This is a genomic window from Spirulina sp. CCNP1310 (assembly GCF_034932185.1).
GTDB lineage: Bacteria > Cyanobacteriota > Cyanobacteriia > Cyanobacteriales > Spirulinaceae > Spirulina.
On record NZ_JAYGHW010000010.1, the window covers coordinates 58,236 to 71,060 of the forward strand.

Annotated in this window: 17 protein-coding genes; 11 read left to right on the forward strand and 6 right to left on the reverse strand. The window is 51.1% G+C overall.

The window, feature by feature from the left end:
• Nucleotides 1–35: 35 nt before the first annotated feature.
• Nucleotides 36–755, reverse strand: a complete 720-nt coding sequence (locus tag VB712_RS04750; protein ID WP_323252660.1) for a hypothetical protein — start codon at nt 753–755, stop codon at nt 36–38.
• A 182-nt stretch (nt 756–937) separates the two neighbouring features.
• Between VB712_RS04750 and VB712_RS04755 the strand changes: the two genes are divergently transcribed.
• Nucleotides 938–2,137, forward strand: a complete 1,200-nt coding sequence (locus VB712_RS04755; protein ID WP_323252662.1) for a glycosyltransferase — start codon at nt 938–940, stop codon at nt 2,135–2,137.
• Nucleotides 2,138–2,315: 178 nt separating this feature from the next.
• Nucleotides 2,316–4,364, forward strand: coding sequence for an ABC transporter ATP-binding protein (locus tag VB712_RS04760; protein WP_323252664.1), 2,049 nt, complete (start codon nt 2,316–2,318; stop codon nt 4,362–4,364).
• A 128-nt stretch (nt 4,365–4,492) separates the two neighbouring features.
• On the opposite strand, the gene VB712_RS04765 is transcribed toward VB712_RS04760, so the two are convergent.
• Together VB712_RS04765 and VB712_RS04770 are read right to left on the reverse strand one after the other, a co-directional pair.
• Nucleotides 4,493–5,329 (reverse strand): phage tail protein, encoded by an 837-nt coding sequence (locus tag VB712_RS04765; RefSeq protein ID WP_323252666.1) that lies wholly within the window; start codon nt 5,327–5,329, stop codon nt 4,493–4,495.
• Nucleotides 5,330–5,692 carry a hypothetical protein gene (locus VB712_RS04770; RefSeq protein ID WP_323252668.1) on the reverse strand — a complete coding sequence of 121 codons (363 nt, stop codon included), beginning with the start codon at nt 5,690–5,692 and terminating at the stop codon, nt 5,330–5,332.
• 175 nt (nt 5,693–5,867) lie between these two features.
• On the opposite strand from VB712_RS04770, the gene VB712_RS04775 reads away from it, so the two are divergent.
• From VB712_RS04775 to VB712_RS04810, 8 genes are all read left to right on the forward strand, one after another.
• The gene (locus tag VB712_RS04775) at nt 5,868–6,215 is read left to right on the forward strand and encodes a hypothetical protein (RefSeq protein WP_323252670.1); all 348 of its coding nucleotides are present in this window, start codon (nt 5,868–5,870) and stop codon (nt 6,213–6,215) included.
• Nucleotides 6,216–6,275: 60 nt separating this feature from the next.
• Nucleotides 6,276–6,452 carry a hypothetical protein gene (locus VB712_RS04780; protein ID WP_323252672.1) on the forward strand — a complete coding sequence of 59 codons (177 nt, stop codon included), beginning with the start codon at nt 6,276–6,278 and terminating at the stop codon, nt 6,450–6,452.
• Nucleotides 6,440–7,213, forward strand: a complete 774-nt coding sequence (locus VB712_RS04785; protein ID WP_323252674.1) for a hypothetical protein — start codon at nt 6,440–6,442, stop codon at nt 7,211–7,213. Before VB712_RS04780 ends, VB712_RS04785 begins: the two co-directional genes overlap by 13 nt.
• A 3-nt stretch (nt 7,214–7,216) precedes the next feature.
• Nucleotides 7,217–7,534, forward strand: a complete 318-nt coding sequence (locus tag VB712_RS04790) for a hypothetical protein (protein WP_323252675.1) — start codon at nt 7,217–7,219, stop codon at nt 7,532–7,534.
• A 7-nt stretch (nt 7,535–7,541) separates the two neighbouring features.
• Nucleotides 7,542–8,153: a hypothetical protein gene (locus VB712_RS04795; RefSeq protein WP_323252677.1), complete on the forward strand. Its 612-nt coding sequence runs from the start codon at nt 7,542–7,544 to the stop codon at nt 8,151–8,153.
• 431 nt (nt 8,154–8,584) lie between these two features.
• A complete protein-coding gene (locus VB712_RS04800) occupies nt 8,585–10,306 on the forward strand; it encodes a hypothetical protein (protein WP_323252679.1) in 1,722 nt (573 codons plus the stop codon).
• Nucleotides 10,307–10,371: 65 nt separating this feature from the next.
• Nucleotides 10,372–10,938 carry a tyrosine-type recombinase/integrase gene (locus VB712_RS04805; protein WP_323252681.1) on the forward strand — a complete coding sequence of 189 codons (567 nt, stop codon included), beginning with the start codon at nt 10,372–10,374 and terminating at the stop codon, nt 10,936–10,938.
• Nucleotides 10,935–11,075: a hypothetical protein gene (locus tag VB712_RS04810; protein ID WP_323252683.1), complete on the forward strand. Its 141-nt coding sequence runs from the start codon at nt 10,935–10,937 to the stop codon at nt 11,073–11,075. Before VB712_RS04805 ends, VB712_RS04810 begins: the two co-directional genes overlap by 4 nt.
• Nucleotides 11,076–11,089: 14 nt before the next feature.
• On the opposite strand, the gene VB712_RS04815 is transcribed toward VB712_RS04810, so the two are convergent.
• The 3 genes from VB712_RS04815 to VB712_RS20385 form a co-directional block, all read right to left on the reverse strand.
• A complete protein-coding gene (locus tag VB712_RS04815) occupies nt 11,090–11,596 on the reverse strand; it encodes a hypothetical protein (RefSeq protein WP_323252684.1) in 507 nt (168 codons plus the stop codon).
• Between the two features lie 130 nt (nt 11,597–11,726).
• Nucleotides 11,727–12,170, reverse strand: a complete 444-nt coding sequence (locus VB712_RS04820; protein WP_323252686.1) for a hypothetical protein — start codon at nt 12,168–12,170, stop codon at nt 11,727–11,729.
• Nucleotides 12,151–12,402 carry a helix-turn-helix domain-containing protein gene (locus VB712_RS20385; RefSeq protein WP_416236250.1) on the reverse strand — a complete coding sequence of 84 codons (252 nt, stop codon included), beginning with the start codon at nt 12,400–12,402 and terminating at the stop codon, nt 12,151–12,153. Before VB712_RS20385 ends, VB712_RS04820 begins: the two co-directional genes overlap by 20 nt.
• Before the next feature lie 198 nt (nt 12,403–12,600).
• On the opposite strand from VB712_RS20385, the gene VB712_RS04825 reads away from it, so the two are divergent.
• Nucleotides 12,601–12,825 (forward strand): hypothetical protein (locus VB712_RS04825; RefSeq protein WP_323252687.1); only part of this gene is annotated, 225 nt, incomplete at its 3' end.

Here is a 12,825-nt window from a genome sequence, read left to right on the forward strand (position 1 = left end):
TTACATTTCTCCCAATGCTGAGGGCGATGGGTACGCTAACCGGGATGCCGCATCATCAAGCGCCGCCGGAACCACCGCAAACCACCGAGAACGAGAATAGAACTGAGAATTGTTCCCGGTTCAGGAACGGCAACGGGACCAGGATCGGGGTTAAAAATCGGATCGGGAATAGGAGTTTCAACCCGCAGCGGCGTAAATAGGGAAATTCTCTGCACATTATGCCCGACTCCTCTAAAGTTCGTTGAAACCCCTAAGGTATTAAACAAGCCTTGATCAATGGTGATGGGCGTAGGCCCTGCATCAAACAGATAGACGCTATAACTCAAAAATGTAGCCACACTCAAAACAAACCAATCCTGTAGGGGGGAGGCGATCGCCCAATGGCCCTGCGCTTGATGCGCGGTGGCACGAATCGCTGCCCCGGCTTGATTCGACTGCCCCACCAACTCCCAAACCCGATCACTACCCGTAAAATCATCAAACAGGCCCCTATTCAGCCAATTTAAAAGGGGTTGATGGAGGGCCAAATCATTGCCAATATTAGCCCCGGCACAGGCCAAAGGTTGATGTAATGTGGCCTGATTTTGAAACACCACTGCCCCCCGATGACAAGGGGGTAAGATTTCCGGTGGCCCAGACACCATCACCAGCGCATTCGCCGGTTGAACCGCTGCCCCCCATAGCGTTGTCAACGTCATCCCGAAGAGGAGGAGGGAACTGGGGAGGGCATATTTATCCAGTCTGAATCTGATCATGATTTTAGCTGTGATTGAGGGCAATTCCGTGAAAATACGCTTGTGCTTTTTTTATTTTACCTACTTCTCCGTAAGAACCCCTGGAAAAATGCCATCTTTTATCTTTCATCGTCGCAATTTCGCACTTAGACTATCATGCAGACAAAAAGCTGCCTTGTTAACTTCGTCAAACCTTAAGCATTGTGATCACGGCATTGCCTCAACCCCTCAAAATTACGTTACTGGTTCATGATCTATCCAGTCGTGGTGCGGCACGGTGGGCCGCTAGTCGTCCGTTTTTGCTCTACCATGCCCTCACCGCTTTGGGTCATGGGGTGGAAATTTTGGGGTTTAATTTTGGGGGGGAACCGCCAGAAGCGGCAATCGCCCAACAATTCCCCCTCACCGTTTTACCAGGGGCAAAACTGCCCCAATTTTTCCGCGATGCCGGAGCAATGCGCCGCCACATTCACGGCGATCTTCTCTACCCTTTGCGGCCCTACCTTTCCAGCTTGGGCCTGGCCCTCTGGCATCGGTGGCATACGGGCAAGCCCGTGATTCTCGATATTGATGATTGGGTGTTGGGGTGGCATGGGGGGGATGAATTGCGCTATCCCACCAGTGTTAAACAACTGGCAAGGGATATCTTGAAGCCTGATGGAGCATTGCGGGATCTAGAGCATCCCCTCTATCTCCGTTGGGGGGAAAAGTTGGTGAAACGGGCGGATGCAGTGACGATCCATAGTCAGTTTTTGCAAGACCGCTTCGGTGGGGCCTACGTCCCCAATGGCAAGGATACGGAACGGTTTAACCCTGAAAAGTGCGATCGCCTCGCCAGCCGTCAACGCTATGGCCTCGAACCCTACCGGGTGTTAATGTTTCCCGGTGCGCCTCGCCCCTATAAGGGCCTTGAAGATGTTCTGATGGCTTTAGATCATTTGAATCATGAGGATCTGCGCCTCGTCATCGTCGGCGGCAGCCCCTACGATGACTATGATCAAGAACTCCATCGTCGTTGGGGACGGTGGTTGATTCAACTGCCGATCCAACCCACCGCTGCCATGCCAGAAATTGTCGCCGCCGCTGATATTATCGTCATTCCCCAACGGGATACCCCCGTCACCCGCGCTCAATTTCCGTTAAAGTTAACCGATGGGATGGCGATGGCCAAACCCATCATTGCCACTCAAGTAGGGGATATGCCAAAGCTATTGGGAGATACCGGATTTTTGGTGCAGCCTGGGGAGCCAGAGGCGATCGCCCAAACCATCACCTGGATTTTCAACCATCCTGAGGCGGCCCAAGCCGCTGGCCAACGGGCGCGACAACGTTGTATTGAGCATTATAGTTTGACAGCTATGTCCCAAAGTCTCGCCACTGTTTTAGCCCCATTCACCCCCTGACCTGATCATGACTATCCGTTCAAAACAGAATTGTATCGCCATCAGGCAAAGACTCCCTTGAGATGTACCCCAGAACAGTGAATCATTCGCGACCCTAAACCCACCCATCCTTAGCTGAATTTGGGATTAATCAATGTCTACCAATCGATTGCTACTCAGGTTTGCACTCAACTATCCAATGCTGATCTTTTGGACAGTGGTTTTAGGATTTTCCGGGGCCTTATTTAATGGTGTGAGTACAGCATTAGTTGTGCCGCTATTGCTGGGGTTTTTAGGGCAGGATACTGGCCTATTAGAGCAGGGGCCGCCCGCCTTAAAAACTGTGATGGCATTTTTTGAACGTTTTCCCGGTGAATGGAAGTTCTTAGCCATGATTGGCACCGTGATTATTGCCATTGTCTTAAAAAATATTGCCCTATATCTCACCGCCATTGTTTCTAACTATCTCTCACAATCCCTCGTCAACGGGATGCGTCTTCAAGGGGCGCAATTACTCCTCAAACTCGATTTAGATTATTTTTCTAAACAAAAAATTGGCAACATTGTTAATTACTTAAACAATGAAATCAGCCGCACCGCCAGCGCCGTCAAGATTGCAATCACGATTTTTACCACGATCATCACTGTATTTGTTTTCGTTTGTATCTTGATTTGGCTTTCCTGGCAACTCACTGTCGCCGCTGGCTTGTTATTGAGCCTCGTTTTGTTGGTGAATCAATGGTTTATCAACCGAGCCAAACAGTACGGCCGGATTCTTTCCCTCAAATCCCAAGAATATTCCAATAAATTGCTGGAAATTCTCACCGGGATTCGCCTGATTAAAAGTGTCAGTAATGAGGAAGAAGAGTATCGCCACCTAGAGCGCTTTATTCGGGAGCGAGAACAGGCGGAATTTGCTTCCCAAAGTAACTATGCGGTCATTGCGCCGATCAATGAAGTTTCGGGAATTCTGACGATCTTAGGAATTGTGATGATTGGTCGTTACTTGTTTATTGATCAATTACAATCTCTATCAACCATCCTGTTAATTTATCTTGTCACCCTCTTTCGGCTCTTGCCCTTTGTGGGCAAATTAAATGGAGAACGGAGTCGCTTTGCCAATGTCGCCCCCAGTGCAGAAATTACCGCTCTTTTTCTCCGGGAAGATGATAAGCCGATTATGCCGAAAGGCAATCATCCCTATCAAAACTTAGAAAAAGGGATTGATTTTCAAGGGGTGAGTTTTCAATATCCTGGTTATCAGGACATGATTTTAAAGGAGATTAATCTCTGGGTTCCGAAGGGGAAAACAACGGCTTTGGTGGGGGCATCGGGGGCGGGAAAATCAACGCTGGTGGATTTAGTGCCGCGCTTTTATGACCCGGTGGCGGGGCGAATTTTGATCGATGGGGTGGATTTGCGGGAGTTTGATTTGACGACGCTGCGGCGGGCGATGGGGGTGGTGAGTCAGGATACGTTTTTGTTTAACAATACGGTGCGCTATAACATTGCCTACGGTTTGGGGGAGGTGTCCGATGAGGCGATCGCCATCGCTGCCCAGCGGGCCAATGCCTACGATTTCATCATGCACCTGCCGGAGGGGTTTGATACGGAAGTGGGCGATCGCGGTGTGATGCTCTCCGGGGGGCAACGGCAACGGCTGGCGATCGCCCGCGCCCTATTGCGGGATCCTGATATTCTCATCCTCGATGAAGCCACGAGTGCGTTAGATACGGTTTCGGAGCGGTTGGTACAGGAGGCCATTGAGGAGTTATGCCGCGATCGCACCACCCTCGTCATTGCCCACCGCCTTTCCACGATCCGCCAAGCCCATCAAATCGTCGTCCTTGATCAGGGGCAAATCGTTGAAATGGGTTCCCACGATCAACTCATTGCCGAAGATGGCCACTACGCCAAACTCCATAACCTCCAATTCGGCAAACGCAAACACAAAAAGGTCAATCTCCCCACCAACGCCGCCCTAATCCGTGCCTCGATCCGGGCTTCCCATGAACTGCGCACCTGTTTATCCTACGAAGTCCGCGCCCGTCTTAATGCCATGCTTGGCTCGTTGCAATTGGTGACGGATGATCTGGTGGATACGCCAGAGGAGCGGCAGGAATTAATTGCGGAATCCTACGAAGCAGCTTTAGGTTTACTCAATACCCTTTCCTTTTTTGAAGACCACGGCGCAAGGTTTGAAAGCTCCCTCACTCCCCCCAGTTTTTTACCCCCCTCATCTGGTTGAAGAAAAATTGATAGGTGTGGGGGCGAAAGATTTTTCGCCCCTACTTAGAGCCTTGCAGGATCTGAACGCAGCGGGTTGGAGGGGAATCATTGCCCGCTGACCGGCTAAAACGAATCCCCAGCAAAAACCTAGAACTTAATGCAAAACATTAGGGCCATGTTCTGGGGGCGTGATGTGTAAAACTGCGGGTTAGTGCCTTCGTGCGTGCTTGCTGTTGGGTAGGATCTAGCTACTGATGATCCCACGCCGTCGGGATATTGAGGCTGATAATTCCGAGGAGCAAGTAAAAAATTATTTGCAAAAAAGATATAGGGGTGTCTTGTTGCTTGTTGACTTGACCCCATCACCCTCCCACTGTCCACCCCGCGCCCAGCGTCCCACCCTCGGACAAACTCACCACGGAGTTCAGGGAGCCTAAATGTGCTGATCCCGTCCCCGGCTCCGTAAATTGTGCCGATCGCCCCAAACAGATCGCTATAATCTGCCCGGCTGATAATGTCCCCATTGGCCATCAGGTAGCCATCAGGGACGGTCGCCCCGGCATACTGAATAACTGTGCCGGGGGGAACCTCAAAAAAAGGGAGATCTGCACTGGGGGGGAAATCCAGGGTAGAGGCGATCGCACAATCCAACTGGACTAATTGGTCAATGGCTTTCTTCGACCGCAACCGGCCCCAAAGCTCATAGCGGTAGTTTTCTGGCTCCAGGGAACTGAACCGGCAAACCCAGCGGTTATCGTTTTCGATCCCGTAAAGCCGCTGGTAGGCCGCCGCCACATAACCCAGATACGTTCCCCCGCTGAAGCACTTAACCTGTAGCTCCACATAGCCCCAAGCATTGGGGGCGATGGTATTGAGCTTAAAGTTAACCTTGACGCTGCTGTGTTGGGGCAACGCCAGGAGCTTTAAGTTTGGGAACGTGCTGGGTGTCCTTTTGCCGATGGGGTTCAACAGGATGCTAGGCATCTACCAGCCGGGGGTGACTTTGATGATGTTGCCGCCGTGGTACTTTTTCCCCAACAGATCAGAGATCTTTTTGTTGCTGGCGACCCATAGCTTCGCCGTGCCGACGTAATCCTTACCGTCCTCGTATTGGATGGTACAAGGCTGGATAATCCCCATTCGGGCCAATCCCTTTGCGCTTGCTGAACCCGCCGCCCCATCTTTCCCCGGTTTGATCGCCTTATCGCTCACGCCCATATCTTTCCAAAGGGCTTTAGACGATGCTTCTTTCAGTCGGAGAATGAAAACATCATTCCCCCGCTTCAGGTACACACGAGCGATCGCATTCATCTTATCCCCAGGTTTTCCGACCTTATCCTTAGCCATTTGTTGTTTCCAAAATCTAAATAAATCCTAACACACAGAAACGGCTGTAAAACAGTCCTGGCAAGGCTTTGAGTCTTTACAGTTTTTTGGAAACCTTAAGGGTTTCCGATTTTGTGAAAAAAATTATATTTGAGTATTTATGATTAATAAAGAACGGATATTTTGAGGGAATCTCATGGCTTTTACAGAAACGACCGTCGAAATTAACGGAACCGTGATGGGATTGGTTGCCGGGTTACAGCGGATGCTGGCCCTCGTGGAACAGGCCACAGACAATGTGGGATTGCCCCATGCCGCTGGTGGCACTGGTGCGGCCCAAGTGTTTGACCAGTTGATGGCTGCTGACACGGTTTACACCGACCCTGAGCAACGGGGCGAATTTTTCACCGTTGTAACCGGCTATGCAACAGATAACGTGGCTGGCACTGAGGAAGTCTCAGCTTCCATCCCCATCGCCAACATTACGAACGTGGCAGGCGATCAGATTAAAGTTGCCCGGCTCAAGTTTGGCCGCGACGCTTAATCTCTGACTTACTTAACACGATCAAGACGGGCTTGTCTGCCTGTTATCCAAAAGGAAATTATGCGTCTAGAAGACTTGGCCGCCTTTTTTAATCGGATCATGGCTGAATCCAAGCAAGAGGGACTTAATGAACTCAAAAAGCTTGAAAATCTGTTAATGATCATCATTGTCCAGTTAACCCTGCTAATTATGGAAGGGTGGGAATTGTTGACAGAATTAGATAAATGGTTGAGATAACCGCCAACAAATACACCAGGGTTATAACCTTAAATCAGTCCTGTAATGTGCAGTTTGCTCTACAGCCATTAAGTCAGACAGCAACAGGACGAATTGAGATACAGGCTAGGAGGTTTAAAGATGGTGTTTTTATTGGCAATCTCGACCGGAGCAATCGCATTCTATACGGTCTTTTTGATAATATTGCTGTAGACGCGATGCACGTTCTAGACGGGGAAACCCTCCAGCTTTGGGGGATTTACCGGGGAATACCGCCTTTTGAAGCAGTTATCTTAAATGCTTCTATCGTTAATCTAGAAGTTACTGAACCGGAGCCAGAGGAGGAAGAAGTGGCTAGAATACTTAGAAAAGATAACCTTTGGTCTACAGCATGGTTTCCGTATTTTGGGAGCCTCCGGTGGATTACTGAATACATCAAAGATGGGGGTGGCAACTGGATTAATGCCAGTGGATTGGTCGGCTCTCTTGACTACGGCTATTTTATCGCTGGATCAAAAATGCATCTTGCTGTTTGTGGTGGGGGTGCATCAAGGGGAGAGTCGAAAATTATCACGGTGCGAGACGAGGGCAATACCATCCTTGTGAGTAAGACTCTAAATGAGATCGCCCCAAGGGATGCAGGAGAACCGCACCCGGCAATCATTGAAACCCCTGGATTGTCAGGGCAAAAAATTTATCTCCGATTTGATGATCAGGATGCAAGCTCTGCGGGCTGGTCTTGGATGGGGGTTAATTTGAGTTCTATTGTGATTGAGGATTAATTTATGACTGCATTTTCCCCGGCTGATCTCCCGGCCAGTGTTACCACCGTTGAGCAATTGGCGGTGTGGAGCATGACCTTACTAAATCACCTCTATCCTGAGACGCTGGCCATTGATGAGGGGCGGACTCAGGACTTGGCTGTGGTGGGGGCGGTGGTGCAAAATGCGCCATCTCCGGGATCGGCAACGCCTTATCTCTATCTCTATTCGTGCCGGGCATTGTTGCCACTGGCTTCCAATTGGCGGCTGTATGGTAACGAATGGCAGGGGGCTATAGCTCTAGGTAATGCTGCCCTCCCCTCTCACTTCACCAGCGGTTAGGTTAGCGATGGGCATTGTTAAAGACTTTCTTAACCCCAGAGAGCGACATTCCTTTGACAACGACCTCACCGGGGTTAACATCCATGGGCCATCAGATCGGATCAATCAGGAGATTAACAACCCCTACGCTCTAACGCCACAAGAGCGATGGGAAAGAGATGAAGCAATACGGATTCGTGTCTATGTTGCCCCTCGTCTCACCTACCGCCGACGAGTTCTAGGGTTTGTGAATGATTTTTTACTAATTTCCGGGCGATTTTTGAACCTGACTAAGCTTGTGCTTGAGATTGTGGACGCGATCATGACGCTGTGGGCTGCGGGGCGTTCTTTTTTCAATTTGATGCGGAAGCTCCGGCAACTGCTCCCGCCGGCAAAGGCTAACGAAATTATCCGCATTGTCACGGATCGGGGGAAAACTCCCCCCCGCCCTAATGATCCTTTTTCAAATGGCGATCGCTCTTGGCAAAATGACTTCAACCCCCGCAACATCACCCCCAACTCCCTGCCCGTCACCGGGGGCCGCACCGGGAACCGGAAAACTCCCGACTGGAACACCTTTGATCTGGACAGCTACCGCCGTGCGTTAACTCCGTCAACTCAGCGGCCTTGGGGGTGTTGATGAGTATCGTTTGTCGTCCATTCCACGGCGGGGGCAATGATGAACTGATCCCGATCAGACCCCCGGCCCCCTTGCGGAATCCCTTCAGGCCTAGCTCGTTTGATATTTTGCCGTTTCCGGAGCCACCTCGCCCCACCCCTTTCAACATCCCCGAAATTTTCCCCAATCTCAACCCGGAGATTCCCCGCGAACCTAACCCCGCATCTCCCTTTGATGAGCTTTTTGATAACCCCTTTTTGAACCCCAAGAATCGCCCTGCTCCAAAGAGTGAGGATGAAATTTGGCGGGATACCCCAATCTGGGATCCGGATAGAGAAGAGCCGTTTAATCCACGGAATAGGGACGTAGAGGATTTTCCAATCCCCCCAGATTGGCCACCTCCTTTTCCCGTGCCACCAGGGGGGCAACCTGTTCCGGGGAGCGGGTTTCAGATGACCCGCCAAACTTTTAAAAATCCTCAGAAAAGAGGAGCCAATGGGTGGAATGAATATCTCTATATCGACTCTCAAAGTTCAGTTGAGATTGTGATTTTTAATAGTTATATCCGGGATAATACTATTTTTTCAATGGGGAGCTATTGTACAGTTTCATCCTCAACCTATCAATATTTTTGGCAGTTAGAACCCGAAACTACAGCAGGGACTTTTACCGAACCATGGACGTTTATCCACGCCTTACCTAATCCTCACCCATGCCGTAACCTCTACCAAGCTGTTAATACATACGGAACTGGTACGGAATCCAGCAGCAATGGTGGTGATGGGTATGCCGGGAAATATCTCCAAATTAGGAGGGGGTTTGATTATGTGCCGGGGACAGAAGCACCACCGCCACCGCCGTGGCCTATGCCGGTGGGAACCCGTGGGGAAGATAAGCCGGATACTGACCCCCGGAATGATTTTGACGATCGCCCCCGTCCCCGTCCCAAAATTGACATCAAAACCGGCCCCGGTGACTTAGACCAGCCTATTGATCTCAATAAGCGCCCATCCTACAAGGATCGGGTGACAGACCCAACCGGGGATAAACCCCCACCGCTGCCGCCTGAATTTTTGCCTTGGTTTAAGCCCTGGAACCCTCCACCGGATTTTGACCTTGACCCAAACCTTGATCTTGCGCCACCACCACCAGCACCACCAGATATTGAACCGGAAAGCAGGCCAGACACGAACGAGCCTCGCCGGAATCGTCGCCGGCGGCCGCCAACGGTGATCAAAATTCGCACCCCCAACACCGGCCCCAACCTCAAGAAACCTCCCCCACGGAACCCACCTTTCACGGTGGATCTCAAGAAACCTTTTGATCCAGAGGAGGATCAGGATATGCCAACACAAACCCAACCATGGGGACAATGCTCTTGCCCCAAACAGTCCCAAGTTGATCTAGAGGAGGAGGAAATGATCACCTATATCAATGTGCCGGTGGAAATTTTAACTGCTGAGTTTGATGATGAGCAAAATATCTGGGTTGCTAAACAATCAACTCAGTATGTCCCTGTTTTGCAGTTAAAAACAGGGAGCGAAGCAAGGCAAATTCAGGAAGAATATAAGCACCGAAACCAGATGGTGCGCGACTTGGTAGACCTGAAAAATCGTAAGGATGAATGCGATCATGTCTACGGTATCCCGGTCGCCACCTATGACGAGACGGTGGTTTATCACCCTCAACTGTTTTTAGAGTTGCGGGGGGACAATAAGATTGAAATGCAGGTGAGTTATCGGCTGTTGCAGGGGGTGCGAGATAAAACCTTGCAGGAGCGAATCGGCAGGGAGTTTAGCAGTTTTGAGTTTGACAAAGGCATTTATCGGGCCTCCTACCATGACCCCGCCAGCGGGATGAGGCTGATCATTTTGTATAAGGAGGCCAAGCAGGTTGAGGAGTTGATCAAGAAGCTGTTTCGGCTGACGAATGGTACGCCGGATCTGGCTGGGTATCTGAAGATGGATCCAAGGGCGATCGCCAAAACGGGCCAATACACCCCAGAGGGCAAGGTCAAACCGAAATACCGGATCAACAAGGCTCCAGGGCGACGGCAATTGTTTGATCGTCGGGTGGGGAAGGTGAAGCTCAATCGAGCCTATATTTTGGCCCATGGGGCGGCCCCTAAGCTGATTTGGCACAGCAACCCCCTGAAGAATCCGAAATTTACTTAGTGCCGCTTCTGTACCAGATCTGGCACATCTCCCCTAATTCATAACGATAAATCAAGGTTTTTAACATGGCGATCGCACCCTCCCAACCCACGAAAGCGGCACGACTCTACCTTACTGAGGCGGAAATTTTGCGATTGATGACCGTGGCCCACAGTTCACGCCATGGGAAAAGAGACAAGGCGATGATCTGGACGGGTTTCAGGCATGGGTTGCGCTGTGGTGAGTTGCTGTTCCTTAAGTGGAGTCAGTTTGATTTCTCTGGCAGACAATTGCACATCCACCGACTGAAGCAGGGAACCCCCGCGATTCACCCGCTGGAGGAAAAGGAAATCAGGCTGATCAAGGCTTTGAGGGGGAAAAGTGAGAGTGAATATGTTTTCACGACTGACCAGGGCGGGCCTCTTTCTGCTAGAGCTTTTCGGAAAATTATGGCGGTGTTGGGGTTGAGGGCGGGTCTTCCGCCACCAACGCACCCACACCAGTTACGCCATGCTTGCGGGTTTGCGCTGGCGGCCCGTGGTGTGGATTTACGGGCGATTCAGGTTTACCTTGGGCATCGGTCGATTACCCACACCATCCGTTACACGGAATTGTCCCCAGATCGGTTTAAGTCAATTTGGAATGAATCATGAGCATACTGAATGCGATCCTCCTGATCATGCTGTTGGGGGGCTGTGATGAACTTGACCCCTACAAGGATCTCAATATCCCACCTTGCCCCTGGGAATATGACGGGACACAGCAATATATCCCTTGCGACCCTCAATAATACTTATGCCAGAATCAGACCCCGCGACGGTTGGGGGTTTTCCTTCTGGATTGCTTCCATCGCCAAACGAAGCCCCCCAAGTGGTAGAGGTAAGAGGCGATAGCGAAGAAGGCGATCGCAAATATGATGGCCTGTCCGCCTGTGAATTCCTGGGATGTGTCACCGACAATCTCCATGCTCACTATGGGGATGCCAACGGCAATCATGAGAGTGAAGTAAGCAAAAATGCCCTCGCCCCAACTGCGCTTGTGGGGGAGCCATCCCAAATTGCCCCAACGCTTGGGCCTGTGCCAAATGAGGCGATCGCCCTGGGCAAAAACATAAATCGGCACCAAGACCACCGAAAACAGAGACCCGAAAACGGCGAGCAATTCCGAAATCCCCGGCCCCCCACCAAAGACTAAGGGGATTATCATCAGTGATCCGAAGAACTCTCCAATGGTTGCCGCTAACGCTGCCTCTGGAATCAGCAGCAAGCTCTTGATGATGTACCGGGGACGGGGTAGCCAAGGGTATTTCATGAGTGAGTCCTGAAATATCGGCAGAATAGCACGATCGCCCTAGCCTGATCCGACGCGGCGGATTTCTCACCTGTAAAGTCTATGCCAGAATCAAAACCCGCGCTGGTTGGGGGTTCTGATTCTGGCATAGCTAACCGCATAAGCTTTTGCACCATTGGGGGGATCTACCCATGGCGATCGCCTCCTTAATCGCCTCGGCCCTCATCTTGGCCAGGGGGCTATGAATATTCCCCCCCTTGATGTGTTTGTGCCGCCACCGACCGCCACCAGGGGCAAAGTTATCCCAGTACCGGAGCCGGTAATATTCAGCGTGGCCCCTTGCGCTACCACCGGGGGTGTACGTTTCCACAAATGAGCTTATGCCCGAATCGGGAGGCTTGCCCTTTGGCGGTTTCGATTCGGGCATAGCTTTTTTCTTGGGGCGATGGCGGGGGCCGCTGCGGGGGCCGCTGCGGGGGCCGCTACGCAGGCTGTCGCTCTCTGTTTGGAGTGGGGGGGTGGGGGCGATAGGTGCGCTAACGCGGATCGCCTCCATCACCCCCAACGGAATGAGTTCAAGTTGTTTCACGGCCATTCCCGGTTAAGCGGAATGCGATCGCCAAGGTGTCCAACGATACCCCAAGGACTTTCGCCAATCTGGCCGCATTTTCAAGGCTTGGGTATCCTCCGTTCTGCTCCCATTTTTGAATAGCTCCGAGCGAAAGCCCTAACCGCTCTGCTACCTGCCTTTGAGTAAGTCCGCTGTGCTCACGTAAGCTTTTCAACGTTATTTCCTCCCTAGGTTGATTTGTATTGTTTTCTCTCATTGTATAACTTCAAGTTGTATCACTCAAGGTAGTTGACAGTAGAGAGGAATAGTCTTACTCTAGGTAGTAGTCCTACCAAAAGTAAGACTTTTTGCACAAAATAATCACGCCAGCAATGCTGGCGGTTTCCTCTCATGGATAAAAAATACCACGCTCAATTTTTAGTGCCTATGAAGCAAATTTGACAATGAAACGACCATGAATGCAAAACCGGGGGGCGGTTCCGATTCCCGCCCCCCTTTACTCCCCCCCACCCATGCCACGAACCCATCCCCACCAGATGCAAGGCCGGTGAACCGGAGTTACAGCTTCAAGCCCATTTATCCCTTAAACCCTTATGGACAGCCAATCACATCTACAGGCCGCAATTCAGAAAGCGGCGCAAATTCAGCAAATTTTGAGCAGCGCGGATCAGAGCAATGC